Raw genomic sequence first — 15,018 nt, forward strand, 5'->3', positions numbered from 1 at the left:
CGTTGCCATGACGGAGCGGCGTAGGGGAGCGCGCGGCGGCGCGCAGGACCCTTCTCGTAGACAATACCGATTCGCGGATTAAATGCATTAACCATGCCGGAGCAAATGGAAACTCCTACGACATCACCGCACGCTACTCGCATCGCCTCAGCGCCCGAGGTTCTAGCAGTGTTTCTCAAGTTGGGGTTGACGTCTTTTGGCGGTCCGATTGCTCATATCGGCTACTTCCGCCGCGAGTTCGTCGAGCGACGCCGCTGGCTCGACGACGAAACTTTCACGGACCTCGTCGGCCTTTGCCAATTCCTGCCGGGTCCCGCCAGCAGTCAGGTCGGATTCTCGATAGGCCTGCTGCGAGCCGGCTGGCTCGGCGGACTCGCCGCATGGTGCGGGTTCACGCTGCCATCGGTCATCTTGCTGATCGCCTTCGCCGCGATTGCGCCGAGCCTCGCAGGTCCGCTCGGCACAGGCCTGATTCACGGCCTGAAAATCGTCGCTGTCGCCGTCGTCGCGCAAGCTGTCTGGGACATGGCCCGACGTCTGTGTCCAGACCACCGCCGCGCGGCCATCGCGCTCATCGCCATGGTACTGCTCAGCGTGATGACGACCGCTTATTCTCAATTGATCGTCATTGTCATTGGCGCGGCGCTTGGCATTGCGTTATGTCAGACAACGGGATCGCCGATGGCCGTAACGCCGCCGCAACACGTTCTCGTATTCCGGGTCTCGCGCACTGCCGGCGCCGTTGCATTGATGCTCTTCTGCGTGCTCCTTGCGGGGCTTCCTACGTTGGCCGCAGTAGACGCAAGCCATGCGATCAAACTCTTCGACGCTTTCTACCGCTCCGGCGCGCTCGTTTTCGGCGGTGGCCACGTCGTGCTGCCGCTGTTGCAGCAGCAAACCGTCGCAACGGGCTGGGTGACGCCGAACGTCTTTCTTGCTGGCTACGGTGCCGCTCAGGCCGTCCCTGGGCCTCTTTTTACGTTCGCCGCTTTTCTCGGTTGGATGCTGGCAGGAACACCGAGCCACGCCATGGGCGCGCTGATCGCCATTGTGGGCATCTTCCTGCCCGGGCTGCTGCTCGTCATTGCGGCGTTACCCTACTGGCAGGCGTTGCGTTCGCGCCCCTCGATGGCCGCCATGCTCGCCGGCATCAACGCGGCCGTCGTCGGCTTGCTCGCGACTGCGCTGTACACACCGGTCTGGACCAGCGCCATTCTCACGAAAGTCGATTTCGCCATCGCCGTCATCGGCTTTTTCCTGCTGGCCCGCTGGAAAGTGCCTCCGCTCCTCGTCGTCGCATTCTGCGCGCTGGCCACAATCGGCGAAGTTGTACTTCACTGAGGTACGTTCCTCGTTCCTCGTTCCTCGTTCCTCGTTCCTCGCAATGCATGCCTGAAGCGCATGCATCGGCGCCGCGAACCCGATGTCGGCACCGTTCAAACGTCTGTCGGGTTTTGTCTCCCGTTCCCCCTTCGTTCCGGACTACTCTCGACGAGCCACGCTTGCAGCCGGCGTGCGACAGCGCCATAGAACGGAAAGGAGACAGTGCGATGAGTAGCAATCGAGGTGTCGTGTATCTCGGGCCGGGCAAGGTCGAGGTGCAAAAGATCGATTATCCGAAGATGGTGGACCCGAGCGGGCGCTCGATCGGCCACGGTGTCATTCTCAAGGTGGTCAGCACGAACATCTGCGGCTCGGACCAGCACATGGTGCGCGGCCGCACGACAGCGCCGGTCGGGCTCGTGCTCGGCCACGAGATCACGGGCGAGGTAATCGAGGTCGGCCATGACGTCGAGACGCTGAAGATCGGCGATCTCGTGTCCGTCCCGTTCAACGTTGCGTGCGGACGCTGCGCGATGTGCAAGGAGCAGCATACGGGGGTTTGCTTGAACGTGAACCCGTCGCGGGCGGGCGGAGCCTATGGCTACGTCGACATGGGGGGGTGGATCGGAGGCCAAGCCGAGTACGTGCTGGTGCCGTATGCGGACTTCAACCTGCTGAAGTTCCCGGACCGCGATCAGGCGATGGCGAAGATTCGCGATCTCACGTGTCTTTCGGACATTTTGCCCACGGGCTATCACGGCGCGGTGACAGCGGGCGTGAAACCCGGCTCGACGGTCTATATCGCGGGCGCGGGACCGGTCGGCATGGCGGCGGCCGCATCGGCACGCCTGCTGGGCGCGGCATGTACGATCGTCGGCGACATGAACGCGGCGCGTCTTGCACACGCGAAAGCGATGGGCTTCGAAGTCGTCGATCTGTCGAAGGATGCGACGCTCGGCGAGCAGATCGCGCAGATCCTCGGTAAGCCGGAAATCGATTGCGCGGTCGACTGTGTCGGCTTCGAAGCGCACGGGCACGGTGCGTCGGGCCATTCGCAAGAAGCGCCCGCGACGGTGCTGAATTCGCTGATGGAAATCACGCGGCCTGCCGGCGCGATCGGCATTCCCGGGCTCTACGTGACTGACGATCCGGGCGCGAAGGACGTCGCCGCGCAGCACGGAAGCCTCAGCATTCGCTTCGGGCTCGGCTGGGCGAAGTCGCACTCGTTCCATACGGGCCAGACGCCCGTGTTGAAGTACAACCGCAACCTGATGCAGGCGATTCTGTTCGACCGGCTGCCGATCGCGGACATCGTCAACGTCACGGTGATTTCGCTCAACGACGCGCCGGAAGGCTACAAGCAGTTCGACGGCGGTGCGCCGCGCAAGTTCGTCATCGACCCGCACGGGTTGCTCAAAGCCGCCTGACGATGCTCCTCTGAATGGTAAAAGGGGCGAAGACATCTTCGCCCCTTTTACATTGCGTCGAACCAAGTAATGCCGCCAACGCTCATCGCAATATCGATCGCCGAACCTCTGCGCGTGCCGGACGCGCATCGAACCTAAGCAGTCCGGCTGTCAGGGCACGACGGTAATCTCATCGATCCATGAGAAAGGTGGCCCTTGCTGCGCATTACTGGAATCGCTGAGCAAAGTCCGCTGTCCGGTCTGCGGGTTGACTCGGAAGAGGAGCGACGGTTGCGCGGCGACATTTGCCGCGACGCTCGCGCCGACGATGAAGTCGACACGGGTCGTAGACTGCTCCAACGCGATGCCCGAAAGACGCCGTCCAGGAGTCCCTTGCGCGGTATTGTCGAAATCGCTGACGACGGTACGGTTTCCGGTGGCGGGATCTACCCGTACCAGTAGATCCCGCGCTGTGGAAGCGGTCGACGATCCTCGCGTATTCACCAGAATTTGACCGGACGGGTCGGTCGCAATGCCCGTTGACGGCACCACTTGCGTGACCCCCTGTGCCGCGTTGCTGAAATCGCTAAGCAGCGTTCGTTGGCCCGATGCCGGATTGACGCGATAGAGGTCGCCTGTATCTCGCGAGGGCCCGACTGGCGCAAACCATGTCACGCCCGCGACGATCGACCCTGAGTGTTCGAGCGCGAGGTCCGTGAAGTATGCGACGCAGCAGTTGAACGAATCTCCCTGAGCGGGGTTCGTCAAATCGGTGACGATGGTGCGTGCATCGCTGCGGGGATCGACGTTGACGATGGCCCTCGGCGCGCCACCGTACTGCGGTTTCGCCCAGTTGACGATGACGTGCCCGAATGAATCGACGGCCGAGCCGAAGACGTCCCCTTGAAACGTGCCCTGGGCGAAGTTGCTGACGAGCGTGCGCGTGCCGGTGGCAGGATCGACCGAATAGATGCCGGTCGTTGCGGCGGTGACAAAGATGCGCCCGCCTGCCATGGAGATGCCGCCGAGGAACGAATGATCGACGGGACCCTGCGAAGAATTTCGAAAGTCCGTGATGACGGTGCGCACACCTGTCTGCGGGTCTACGCGAAAGAGCTTGCCGTTGCCGGTATCGACAACGAGAATGTCGCCGCTCTTGATCGTCGCGGCCTGCGCAAAGCTGCCAGCCAGCGCGAGTGCGCCGAGCCCATAGAGGCAAACGCGTAAGAAACGTCGACAAGATCGCCAAAATGCCGCTGCGTTTCGACTTGAAGCCTGTGCACCGCGGTATGAAAAAATGGCCCACCGTGTCGCGTTTCTCATCGCTATTCTCCTTTGGGAGCGTGTCGCGTGGTGACCGAGAGAGTCAAAAATTCGGTCCGCTGTTTGCATCTGGCCGTCTGTAGGATAAGAGACGGTCAGGCGATTGCAAAGATTGGCAAAAACCGCACTTGACGTTCGGTTCAGAGAGGGGGTCTGTGTCGCCGAGCGCCAGCGGTCAGGAAGTCGGTGATACGGTTGCCCGCGAGCACCGCGACTAGAAGGACGACGGTAATTTTAAAGATTCGTTTCATGGACGAGGGTGGCAGCATTGAACGTGCCTGCAAGCGCCCGCCGATGATGTGCAAGTGCGGCATGTACCTTGCGCAGGAACGCTAGACATTGTGCCCTTTTGGGTTATTCGTCACGTTGCGTAAGAGGGAGGCCGTTATGCGAGTTACAGGTAAGGGAATCGTTGTTTCCGCTTTGATGCTTGGGTTATCCGGTGCCGCTTATGCGGCTGGCGCTGGCGGAGGGGCTGGCGGAGGGACTGCCGGTGGCGGCGGCACAGGGATGGGGACGCCGAATGCCGAAGGCACAACCGAATCACCATCGGGCGCATCGGGGACGAGCACGATGGGCAACGGCATGAATAAGTCGAGCGGCATGCATAAACATCACGTGCGGCATATGAAGCACAACAAGGGCATGGCGGCGAGTGAGCCAGAGCCGAGCAGTGGTTCACAGTAATCGATCGAACAGTGAAGAGTTAGCGCTTCATTTTTCGAGAATCAAGATCGCGAGTGGTTACGCGGCCCGGCTACCGTTGTTGCCGGGCCGCTCGCATTCGATGGAGCGAAAAATCAAGCGAAACCGCCATTGACGCGGACGACTTGCGAATTGACCCAGGCGCCATCTGGGCCAGCGATTGCGGCGAACCCGCGGGGCGTGCTGCGTATCGACATGCACGGCACGCATGCGCCGCGCATCGTATTGCCGAAGATCGACGAATTTCGTCGTCAATTCCCGGCGATCGATCTCGTCGTCAGCAGTGGCGACCGGCTGGTCGATATCTCGTACGGGAGGGTGTCGATTGCGTCATTCGCGGCGGCCATCCGCGCGGCTGCGGGCTGATCCAGGTCCCTCGCCACCATATCGAGGACGAACTGCGCGATGGGCACCTCGTCCACGTGCTGAGCGAGTGGCAAAGCCCTGACATGCCCGTCTCGGCGCTATACCCGTATCGGCGACATCTGTCGCCGCGGGTTCGCGTCTTCGTCGACTGGGTCGGCGAGCTCTATTCGAACAAATTTGGCTGACGCGCTGGGAGACGCGCGCCTCCCAGCCTGATCCGCGTACCGAAGACCATGCCGACACCGGGCGGCTCGTATCGATATTTAGGACATTGGTTCTGAATCCATGTTTTCTCCCGGGGTCGATCTGACGAATCGGACTTTTTTACCCCGTAACGAGTGAAGAAAGTACAGGTGGCTGGACAGTGCGGTCTGGTTACCGCGGGGACCAATGTCATTCGGAGCCGCTATGGCGTTGCCCCGTCGAAGTGAGTAGCCCGTTTGGGCATGCAAATTGCTCGCCCTTATTTGCTCTTTGATACGGGATTTTCGCTTGGTTACAATCCTCGCCATCGACGACGACCGTAACTTTCTGCGCGCCCTTGGGGCTCTTTTCGCGGAGGAAGGGTATCGCGTCGTCACTGCGAACGACGCCGAATCCGCGATCGCGAAGGCTATCGCCAGTCGGCCGGACGTCATCGTCACGGATTACATGATGCCGGGCATCGACGGCGCCGAGCTTTGCCGGCGTCTGAAGTCCAATCTGGCGACGGTCCGTATACCCATTGTCATGCTTACCGCGCTTTACCCGCCGCCATCGGTGGATGAGAAGCTGTGGGACACGCTATTGACGAAGCCGGTGCCTGCCGCGCGGCTCATGAGCGAAGTCCGAACGCTGTTGAGCGAAGCAGCGCTGGCCGATCCGGCCGCCGCATTGGTAGCTGCGCCGGCTGCGCCGCGCTATTAGTGACGCGTTCCCCATGGCTGAACGTGGCGTCGTCATGCACCTTGACGCGGGATAGCGCATGTCACGCGAAAGACGTTCTCGTCGATGCGCTCATAGAAGAACGTCGCGCCCCTGGTCGACAAGTCCTTCGCAATAGCGGACCACGTCCCCCGCGGCGCCTCGGCCTCCAGTTCGTCGAATGCGATCCGGATGCGCACCGGACTGCGGACTTTCTCCCGCAGTTGCGGCATTTCGTCGACGGTGATTTCGAAGACGTGCTCGCCACCGATGATCAGGCAGGCTTCATAGTTCGCGACGGGGCTGACATGCATCACTGACATGAGTTGCTCCAGGCACCGCGAGTGAGGCCGGAGTTTGCCGATGCGGCGGCCGACCGCCGCGTTCGGTCATGCCGCGTTCGATCATGTCGCGTTCGGCGGCGCGAGCATTGCAGCGCAAAGCGAAGGCGGGCGTCGTCCCTCAAGGGAAGATCGGCGTCGTAGGCTCGGCGCCTTCCCGGTCCACCGTCGGGAAGTGCTGGGCGACCATCTCTTCGATTTCTTGTTCTCTCAGCGCCGGCACGTCGGCCATGATCAGAATCTGGCCGTCTTTGATGGCGTCCTGAAAGCGTTCGAGTCGCGCGTTCGGTTCGGCGATGCCGATCATCGCGGCGGTCCACGCCCCGAAGCCCGCGCCCGCCAACGTCAATGCGACCACGGCGCCGCCCGCTATGACGAGTTCCGCGGGCGGAAAGACGAGTGCGGCGAGCCCGACGAGCGCGCCCGTCGCACCCCCGAGCGCCACGCCGCGCTCGAGCGCATGCACGAGGTCGCTGCTCTGGAGCAAGGATGCTTCGGGCAACTGATCGAGCGCGACATTGTGGTTAGCGAGAACGTGGATATGCCGCCAGGTGATTCGCGCGCGGAGCAAGTCGTCGACGATCGCCTTCGCTATCGCCGTATCAGGTACGAGAAAATAGAGGCGTCTCATGGCCGGTTCCCCCCGATTTGCATCTCTACCGTGAGGTCATCCTCGATCGGATGATGGAAGCGATAGTACGCCTGGAAACCCGCTGCCGCACGTCGTAATGTGCGCGGCCGAACGAGCGATTACCCGGCGCAGGGCGCCCGATTCGCGCGCCGCGGCTCAAGCCTTTTTGCCCTGCCGCGGCCGAGTCCGCATTCGGCGGCATGACATGCCGCGACACAGTTTTTCGATCGCCTGCTTCCCACGTACGCCTCTAAGATTCGCCTGCCGTCGCTCGAGTCGGAGCGCAGTGCGCCGACGGGCGGTGATGATTCTTTGAGGAGTACTTAATGAAACGTATGCTTATCACGATCGCCATCTGTGTCGCCTCGACGGCTGCGTCCGCGCAGCCGCTCTCACCTGGACCGGCGGCTTCGCCCGCGAGCGGCGCGGCGCGCATGGAGCAAGGGTTGGAGATGCTGCACGAGCGGTTCGCCAACGCTAACACTACGCACGACGGCAAGCTGACGAGGCAGCAGGCCGCTGCCGGAATGCCGATGGTGGCACGCCACTTCGATCAGATCGACACGCGCCATCAGGGTTATGTCACGCTCGCACAGGTCGAAGCGTGTTTCGCACAACGAGCGCGATCGCGCTGAGGTGCGCCTGAGCGGCGCGTCACGGTGAACGAGCTCATACCGCCTATGATGATGTGAGCGTGGACGCGCGGCATTGGGCCAACGCGGTATTGCCGGAGGTACGTCATGGATCGGCCGGATAAGATCATCGTGCTCGACGACGACGCGGAGCTGCGCAACATGCAGCAGCGCTTCCTGACGGGACAGGGTTTCCATGTGCGTTGCGTCGCCGATAGCCGGCGGCTCGATCGCTATTTGCAGCGCGAGCCGTTCGACCTGCTCGTGCTCGATCTGATGATGGAACCCGAGGATGGGCTGTCGGTTTGCCGGCGCTTGCGCGCGGAGGGGCACACGTTGCCGATCCTCATGCTGACGGCCAAAGGCGACCCCCTCGATCGCGTCGTCGGGCTCGAAATGGGCGCGGACGATTATCTGGCGAAGCCGTTTCTGCCGAACGAGCTCGTCGCGCGAATCCGCGCGTTGCTGCGCCGACAGAAAATCGCATCGGGCGAAGCGACAGTTACGTCGGAGCAGGTGCGGTTCGGCGAGTTCCACTTCGATCTGAGGAAACAGACGTTGCTGCGGGCCGGGCAGCCGGTCGGGCTGAACTCGGCGCAGATGCGGCTCTTGCAGGCGCTCGGTTCGTCGCCGAACCGGCCGGTCAGCCGCGAGAATCTGCTGGCCCGCGCGCGGGGGCGCGAGCACGAAGCGCTCGATCGCAGCATCGACGTGCAAGTGCTGAGGCTCAGGCAAGTCGTGGAAGACGATCCGTCTAAGCCGAGATACATCAAGACGGTCTGGGGCATGGGCTACATGCTGGTGGCGGATGTCGAGAGATGAGGCGCTTGGGCCCGCCGCGCTCGCTGCTCGCGCGCAACATCGCGCTGCTGGTGGCGCTCGTCGTGTTGACGCAGGCGTGCTCGCTGACAGTCATCGTCTATTACATCCAGCGCCCACGCGTAGAACGAGCGGCGATTACCTTCGCGCAATACGTGCGAACGCTCGACCGCGCTCTCGCTTCGCTGCCGCCGGGCGAAGGCCGAGCGGTGATCGCCCGACTCGATGCACAACCGGAGCCGCCGCGCGACGCTATGGAGGCGCCGCGTCCGAGTTTCATTCACTTCTTTCGCACCTATCAACGCGATCTGTTCGCCCAGGCTCTGCATCGTAGTCTTCCAGCCGACACGCTCATCCGTTGGGAGCCCGCCGCGGCTGAAAGGCTCTGGATTCGCATTCATATCGCGGGCTCGCCTTACTGGATTGCGCCGGCGATGGGACCCGATGCGCAAACCGATGCCGTCACGACCGCGATCGCACTATCGATCGGTCTGGTGCTCGTCGCGGCCCTGACGGGCTATGTCATTCAGAGCTACATCAATCGACCGTTACGGCAGCTCGCGCATGCCGCGCGTGACGTGAGCGCAGGCAATGCGCCACAGACGCTGCCTGTCGACGGCCCAACCGAAATTGCGCAGGTGAGCCGCGCCTTCAACGAAATGACGGATGCGTTGCGCCAAGCCGAAGCGACACGCGCACTGATGCTGGCCGGAATTTCGCACGACATTCGGACGCCGCTCACCAAGCTGCGTCTCGCGCTCACGCTCGCGATTCCGGCCAACGGCGACGCCGCGCTGTCCGCATCGGCGGAGGGCTACCTCGAGCAGATCGATGCCATTCTTCAGCAATTCATGGACTACGCGGGCAGCGGCGAGCGCGAAGCACCGCAGGTCGGCGACCTGAATGCCCTCGTCGATCAGATCGCGGGCGATTTCGCGGGGCTTGGGCACGAATTCGAGCTATCGCTCGGCGATGTGCCGCCGTTTCCGTTTCGTCCGACGAACACGATGCGTTTGCTGATGAACCTTATGCAGAACGCGGTGGCTTACGGACGCACCGGCCTGGCCGTCCGCACCTGGTGCGAAGGCGGCTATGCCTACGCCGCGGTCTGCGATCGAGGCAAAGGAATCAGCGCCGACGAGCTCGAACGTCTCAAGGCGCCGTTCGCGCGCGGCGCGAATGCGAGCCGGCAGGCGCGCGGCACCGGGCTCGGGCTCGCCATCGTCGAAAGAATTGCGCGATCTCACGGCGGCTCCGTCAGCTTTCACTCGCGTGAGGGGGGCGGCCTCGAGGTGCGCGTTGCGCTGCCGCTGAAAGCGCCTCACGCGTGATCAGGCGCGGACGACATTTCTCGACATAACTCATCGATAGTGTTTACGCGGTGCTCCCTCGATACTTGCCTCCATGTTCCGGAAGACGCCTGGTCGACCGGTCGAACGAACCAACGCATAGGCGAATCGAGGTCCGAATGAGTATGCAGAACCCATCCCAGCAGGCGGTACGTCATTGGAAAGGCGCCGCCGTTGCGGCGCTGTCAGCGAGTTTCGTTTTACTGACCGGTTGCGCCGCGCCAGTGACGGGCGTCGCGCATTACCCGGTAGACGCTCGCGAAGCGCCCGATATCGTTTATGTCAGGTCGTTCGACGTTGCGCCGGACCAGTGCCTGCCCGCGAGCGGACAAGGACAACGTCAGGGCCTTCGCTTGATGTCGGGCGGTTCGGCGGGAGTGAGCCAAGCGGCCTGCGCGGCCGAGCTGCGTGACAGCGTTGCGGACCAAATCGTCAGCCGCCTGCAGTCCCAAGGCTGGCGCGCCATGCGCTCGGATTCTTCCGTGCCGGCCGGCACGAAGGCGCTCCTCGTCGAGGGCAACTTCGAAACGGTCGATGCCGGCAACGCACGCCGTCGCGTCGTCGTCGGCCTCGGCGCGGGAAAGCGTGAGCTCGCGGCCGCAGTGCGGCTCATGTATCAGCCGGCGACCGGCGCTGCGGTGCCGGTCCAAAGCTTCACGGCAAAGGCGGACAGTGGCAAGGCACCGGGCATGGCCGAAACGGGTGCAATGGGCGCGATCACTCACCATCTGCCGATCGCGCTCGCCGCGGGGGCTGCATTGCATGTGGCATCTGAGCGTCGGCACACGACGGACACCGACGCCAAGAAGCTGGCCGACAAGATTGCCGATCAGGTGCAGGCGGCCGGCACTGCCAACAATTGGCCGGTACATGGGCGCGGTTAGCGGAAAGTCGGACGTGCGTATGATGTAGGGGCACCTGTGGTGACTGTCAATTCGATCATGAGACTGCTTCGATTTGTTAGGAGTTCTAAATGAAAGTGGAAGGGAATTTGACTGCATTGGCGCTGGGCGGGCACGTCAGGCGCGATCTGGCCGGACTGCTGTCGGGCGTCGAGCGATTTAGTCGTGAAGTATTTCCGTCCAGCCGGGCGTTGTTCGAGGACCTTGCTCATGGACAGGCGCCGCATACGTTATTCATCACCTGTGCCGACTCGCGCGTATGTCCAGAAACGATCACGCAGAGCCAGCCCGGGGAGCTGTTCGTCTGCCGCAACATCGGCAATATCGCACCGCCGTATGGGGAAACGCTTGGCGGAGTCTCGGCGATCATCGAATACGCAGTGACGCTGCTCGGCGTTCGGCAGATCGTGGTTTGCGGTCATACGGACTGCGGTGCCATGAAGAGTTTGGCCGTGGAGGCCGCGCCTTGCTGCCAGATGCCGACCGTTCAGGCGTGGCTGCGCAACGCCGAAGCTGCGCGCAGCGTCGTGCGGGCGCGCCGCTTGGGCCCCTCGCGGATGATTCAGGAAATCGCCGAAGAAAACGTTCGGCTGCAGGTCTCGCACCTGCGCACCCATCCGTCCGTTGCCGCACGGCTCGCGCAACAACGCATCGCGCTGCAGGGATGGCTCTACGACATCGGCGCGGGAGTGGTCACGGTACTCGACGCGGACACCGGGCGCTTTTTAGCGCTAGACGAGGCCCGCGAGCGCATGCAGCGCCCGCGCAGGGTGGCGGCGTGATCGTACCGGGGCGTGCATGCGCGATCCAGATCATCCGCTACGTGGGGCGGCCGCTGGGGCTCCTGTGCCTGTGGGATATCGTCGTCACGGTTGCCTATCTTTACGCGCCAGAAAGTGTCACGTTTCCGGCGTTGCCGCTATCGCTGTTCGGCTCGGCGATCGTCGTCTACCTGAGCTTTCGCAACTCCGCCGCGTATGCGCGATGGTGGGAGGCCCGAACGCTTCTGGGCGCGACGGTCAACTACTCTCGCAGCTTCGCTCGCGAGCTGAGCATCCTGCTGCCCGAGCATGCGCATGCGTTGCGGCACCTGCTCATCGTGCGCCAGATCGCCTACGTTCATGCGCTGCGGCTGCACCTGCGCCGCGAGCCGCCGTGGGACGAATTGGATGGACGCCTTCCCGCGGAGGAGGTCGAGCGTTTGCGCGGCGTTGCCAACGTCCCCCACGCGATCCTCTTCGAGAGTGCGCGACTGATTCGGCGGGAAGCGTCGCTCGACAGCATGCAGCTTGCGATCGTCGCCCAAACGATGCGCGAGCTGTCGAATGCGCAGGGAGGGATGGAGCGGATCCGAAACACGCCGTTTCCGCGGCAATATGCGACGTATCCCGCGCTCTTCACCCATGCGTTCTGTCTGTTGCTGCCGCTCGGGCTCGTACAGACGCTCGGCGTCTTCACGCCTCTGGGCTCGACCGGACTCGGCTTTCTGCTGCTTGCGCTGCTGCGGACCGGCGACGACATCGCGCAACCGTTCTCGAACACGGTCCACGACGTGCCGTTGACCGCTGTCGCGCGTGCGATCGAAATGGATTTGCTCGATGGCCTCGGCAGCGATCACGGCTTGTCTTCGCTAACCCCGGAAAACGGCGTGTTGTGGTGACGAGCGGGCCGGTAGCGCCGGTCTCACGACGTTGATTGAAACTGTTCGACATATCTTTCCGATCGCGCTTTCGGACCTCGTTCGCTAAAGTCATTGCATCGCGGGCCGGCCGACGAAATCCTCTCAACCTTATTCACTGGAGTCGAAATGACCTCCACCGCATTAATTTCGCTCATCGCGTCTTCGTTCGTCGTCGGCGTTTCGCTGATCGAGGCGTGCTGGCTGACCTGGAAGAACCGAAATACCCATGCGCGCTTTCAGTGGCATGAGGTCTGGCTGTCGCTTGTCGATCTGGCTGGCCGCAAGCTGCTTGCCTTTTTGCCGCTGTCGCTCGCGACGCCGATCTTCGCGCTGGCGTGGGAGCACCGGATTTTCACGGTGACGCTCGACAGCGCACTGATGGTGATGCTGTTATTTGTCGGCCAGGAGTTCTGCTACTACTGGTACCACCGTTGCTCGCACCGCATTCGCTTTTTCTGGGCCACGCACGCGGTCCATCACTCGCCGAATCAATTGACATTGTCATCGGCCTATCGCCTCGGCTGGACCGGCAAGATTACGGGCAGTGCGATGTTTTTTGCCCCGCTGGTATGGCTTGGCGTGCGGCCGGAGGTGGTACTCGTTACGCTCTCGTTGAATCTTCTTTATCAGTTCTGGCTGCACACCACTTGGATCCCGAAACTCGGCTGGCTCGAATATGTGTTCAATACGCCGTCGGCGCATCGCGTTCATCACGCATCGAATGCGACTTACCTCGACGCGAACTACGGCGGCGTTTTGATCGTGTTCGATCGGCTCTTTGGAACCTACGTCGAAGAGCGGGATGAAGAGCCTTGCCGCTATGGGTTGACCACGCCGACGCGCTCGCGCAACCCGCTCGTCGTTGAGCTCGAGCATTGGGTGAGTCTTGCACGCGATATGAAGTCGGCGCCTGGTTGGTGGACGGCACTCGCGTATGTTTTCCAGCCGCCGGGTTGGCGCCATGACGGCGCGGGCGAGACGACAGAAGCGTTGCGCGAGCGTGCGAGGGTCGGGTGAAGTTGTTGTACCGGGGCGATGGCGGTCGTCGGTCCGTACGCCGAGGTCGGCTGCTTGTTGGCGATGGCTCGCTCGATCGTGCGCAAGGGCGGGGAATTTATCGCTGCGCAGAGATGAGCGGTCACGATGGCATCGCTTCAAGGCTCCGTCGTCGTCCACTCGCCCCCGAGCGCCTGAAACAAAGCCGCTGTATCGGCGAGCCGATCGGCCTGTGCCCGCGTCTGATCAAGCGCTGTCTGCAGTGCCTGGCGCTCGGCATCGAGCAGCGCGGATCGACTGACTCCGCCGGCTGCGTATTGCTCGCGCGTGATTGCGCTCGTCGCCTCCGCTTCACGCGCAGCTATCTCGCGTCCCTGCAAGGTGCGTGCATCGTCCTGCACGGCTTGCAGCGCATCGGCCACCTGTCCGAGCGCCATCAGGACAGTCTGACGATAATCGCCGAGCGCGGCCTCGTAGGCCGCCTCCGACGCGCGCTTCCTTGCGCGCAGCTCGCCGCCATGAAAAATCGGCTGCGTCACATTCAGGCCCAGGTTCCAGACATTGATACTGTTCAGCTCCTCAGCAAGATGCGTGCGTTCGGAGCCCGCGCTCGCGGAAATCGAAAACTTCGGAAAGAGGTTGGCTGTTGCAACGCCGACATTAGCGCTCGCTTCATGCAGCAATGCCAGTGCCGCCCGAATATCGGGACGTTCGCGAGCGAGCGTCGACGGTAGTGTCACCGGCAGCGTTTCGGGCAGATGCAGAGAATCGAGCGTGATATTTGCGCCATCCACATCGGATGGCGGCACGCCGACCAGAATCGCCAGTTGATGATCGATCTGCGCGAGCTGGGTCGAAAGGGGCGGCAGCGTCGCGCGCGTTTGAGCAAGCAGCGTGCGTTGACTGTGCACGTCAGCCAGCGCGATACCGCCAGCGGCGTATCGCGATTCGATCACTGAAAGCTGTTGCGCCTCGTCGTCGACGAGCGCACGGGTCAGCCCGATCTGTCGTTGAAGCGAGGCTCGCCGGATAGCCGCCGCAACGATGTTGCCTGCCAGCGTGAGCCGTGCCGCCTCGAGTTCGTAGGCCTCGTAATCGATCCGCGCCCGCAACGCTTCGAGCGCGCGGCGATTCGCGCCGAGGAAGTCGAGCATATAAGACACGCCGACCGACGCGTTGTAGAGCGAAAACGGCGAGGGCGGCGGAAACGCCGTGATGCCGAATGCCGCGATATCGATCTTCTCTCGCGTAGCGGACAGATTCGCGTCGATTTTCGGCCACTCGGTCCCACCGGCTTCGGCGATGTAGTTTTCCCGTGCTTCGATGAGCTTCGCGCGCGCACTGTCGAGTGTTGGACTCTGACTGAAAGCGGTGTCGATCAGTCGATCGAGCTCGCCCGATCCGAACTGTTTCCACCATTGCCGCGGAGCATGCGCCGCGGGGACGAAGGCCTGCGCGGCGCCGAGAGTGCCGCTTGCGGCTGCGGTCGTCGCCGGCGTTTCCTCGCGCATGTAGTGTTCTGTCGTCGGCATCGGCGGGGCATGGAAGTCGGGGCCGACCGTGCAAGCGCAGAGTATCGGCACCACCGGTATGAGCCCGAAGCAGCCAAGCTGTCGACGAAGCAGCGCGTTCATTCGTGAA

At 62.8% G+C, this 15,018-nt stretch carries 14 protein-coding genes and 1 pseudogene; 11 read left to right on the plus strand and 4 right to left on the minus strand.

The genetic code is table 11. From position 1 onward, the window contains the following. Window positions 1-105: 105 nt before the first annotated feature. Both chrA and fdhA read left to right on the plus strand, forming a co-directional pair. Window positions 106-1,341: a chromate efflux transporter gene (gene chrA / locus B0G57_RS14915; RefSeq protein WP_026229767.1), complete on the plus strand. Its 1,236-nt coding sequence runs from the start codon at window positions 106-108 to the stop codon at window positions 1,339-1,341. A gap of 209 nt (window positions 1,342-1,550) precedes the next feature. Then, the gene (gene fdhA, locus B0G57_RS14920; protein ID WP_026229766.1) at window positions 1,551-2,750 is read left to right on the plus strand and encodes a formaldehyde dehydrogenase, glutathione-independent; all 1,200 of its coding nucleotides are present in this window, start codon (window positions 1,551-1,553) and stop codon (window positions 2,748-2,750) included. A gap of 150 nt (window positions 2,751-2,900) precedes the next feature. Here the strand turns inward: fdhA and B0G57_RS14925 are convergent, their stop codons facing one another. Next, complete coding sequence (locus B0G57_RS14925; protein WP_018441196.1) at window positions 2,901-4,052, minus strand: NHL repeat-containing protein; 1,152 nt, start codon at window positions 4,050-4,052, stop codon at window positions 2,901-2,903. Window positions 4,053-4,916: 864 nt separating this feature from the next. Here B0G57_RS14925 and B0G57_RS14935 point away from each other — a divergent pair. Together B0G57_RS14935 and B0G57_RS14940 are read left to right on the plus strand one after the other, a co-directional pair. Then, a pseudogene (locus tag B0G57_RS14935) lies at window positions 4,917-5,308 on the plus strand (LysR substrate-binding domain-containing protein); the annotation flags it as partial. A gap of 307 nt (window positions 5,309-5,615) precedes the next feature. Next, window positions 5,616-6,029 (plus strand): response regulator, encoded by a 414-nt coding sequence (locus B0G57_RS14940; protein WP_018441194.1) that lies wholly within the window; start codon window positions 5,616-5,618, stop codon window positions 6,027-6,029. 32 nt (window positions 6,030-6,061) lie between these two features. On the opposite strand, the gene B0G57_RS14945 is transcribed toward B0G57_RS14940, so the two are convergent. Next, complete coding sequence (locus B0G57_RS14945) at window positions 6,062-6,349, minus strand: hypothetical protein (protein ID WP_020566237.1); 288 nt, start codon at window positions 6,347-6,349, stop codon at window positions 6,062-6,064. 139 nt (window positions 6,350-6,488) lie between these two features. Next, a complete protein-coding gene (locus B0G57_RS14950; RefSeq protein ID WP_018441192.1) occupies window positions 6,489-6,998 on the minus strand; it encodes a hypothetical protein in 510 nt (169 codons plus the stop codon). Between the two features lie 326 nt (window positions 6,999-7,324). Here B0G57_RS14950 and B0G57_RS14955 point away from each other — a divergent pair, with 326 nt between their 5' ends. The 7 genes from B0G57_RS14955 (at window position 7,325) to B0G57_RS14985 (ending at window position 13,398) form a co-directional block, all read left to right on the plus strand. After that, on the plus strand, window positions 7,325-7,633 hold the full coding sequence (locus B0G57_RS14955; protein ID WP_026229764.1) for a hypothetical protein: 309 nt from the start codon (window positions 7,325-7,327) through the stop codon (window positions 7,631-7,633). Between the two features lie 105 nt (window positions 7,634-7,738). After that, window positions 7,739-8,452, plus strand: coding sequence for a response regulator (locus B0G57_RS14960; protein WP_018441190.1), 714 nt, complete (start codon window positions 7,739-7,741; stop codon window positions 8,450-8,452). Next, window positions 8,449-9,780 (plus strand): ATP-binding protein, encoded by a 1,332-nt coding sequence (locus B0G57_RS14965; protein ID WP_018441189.1) that lies wholly within the window; start codon window positions 8,449-8,451, stop codon window positions 9,778-9,780. The genes B0G57_RS14960 and B0G57_RS14965 overlap by 4 nt, the downstream gene beginning before the upstream one ends. A 137-nt stretch (window positions 9,781-9,917) precedes the next feature. After that, on the plus strand, window positions 9,918-10,682 hold the full coding sequence (locus B0G57_RS14970) for a DUF4410 domain-containing protein (protein WP_085952723.1): 765 nt from the start codon (window positions 9,918-9,920) through the stop codon (window positions 10,680-10,682). Window positions 10,683-10,771: 89 nt separating this feature from the next. After that, on the plus strand, window positions 10,772-11,482 hold the full coding sequence (locus B0G57_RS14975; RefSeq protein WP_018441187.1) for a carbonic anhydrase: 711 nt from the start codon (window positions 10,772-10,774) through the stop codon (window positions 11,480-11,482). Continuing rightward, window positions 11,479-12,360 (plus strand): bestrophin family protein, encoded by an 882-nt coding sequence (locus tag B0G57_RS14980; RefSeq protein ID WP_018441186.1) that lies wholly within the window; start codon window positions 11,479-11,481, stop codon window positions 12,358-12,360. Before B0G57_RS14975 ends, B0G57_RS14980 begins: the two co-directional genes overlap by 4 nt. 147 nt (window positions 12,361-12,507) lie before the next feature. Further along, window positions 12,508-13,398, plus strand: coding sequence for a sterol desaturase family protein (locus B0G57_RS14985; protein ID WP_018441185.1), 891 nt, complete (start codon window positions 12,508-12,510; stop codon window positions 13,396-13,398). Between the two features lie 137 nt (window positions 13,399-13,535). On the opposite strand, the gene B0G57_RS14990 is transcribed toward B0G57_RS14985, so the two are convergent. Further along, window positions 13,536-15,011, minus strand: a complete 1,476-nt coding sequence (locus tag B0G57_RS14990; RefSeq protein ID WP_018441183.1) for an efflux transporter outer membrane subunit — start codon at window positions 15,009-15,011, stop codon at window positions 13,536-13,538. Between the last annotated feature and the right edge of the window lie 7 nt (window positions 15,012-15,018).

It is taken from the genome of Trinickia symbiotica (assembly GCF_002934455.1).
GTDB classification, from domain to species: domain Bacteria; phylum Pseudomonadota; class Gammaproteobacteria; order Burkholderiales; family Burkholderiaceae; genus Trinickia; species Trinickia symbiotica.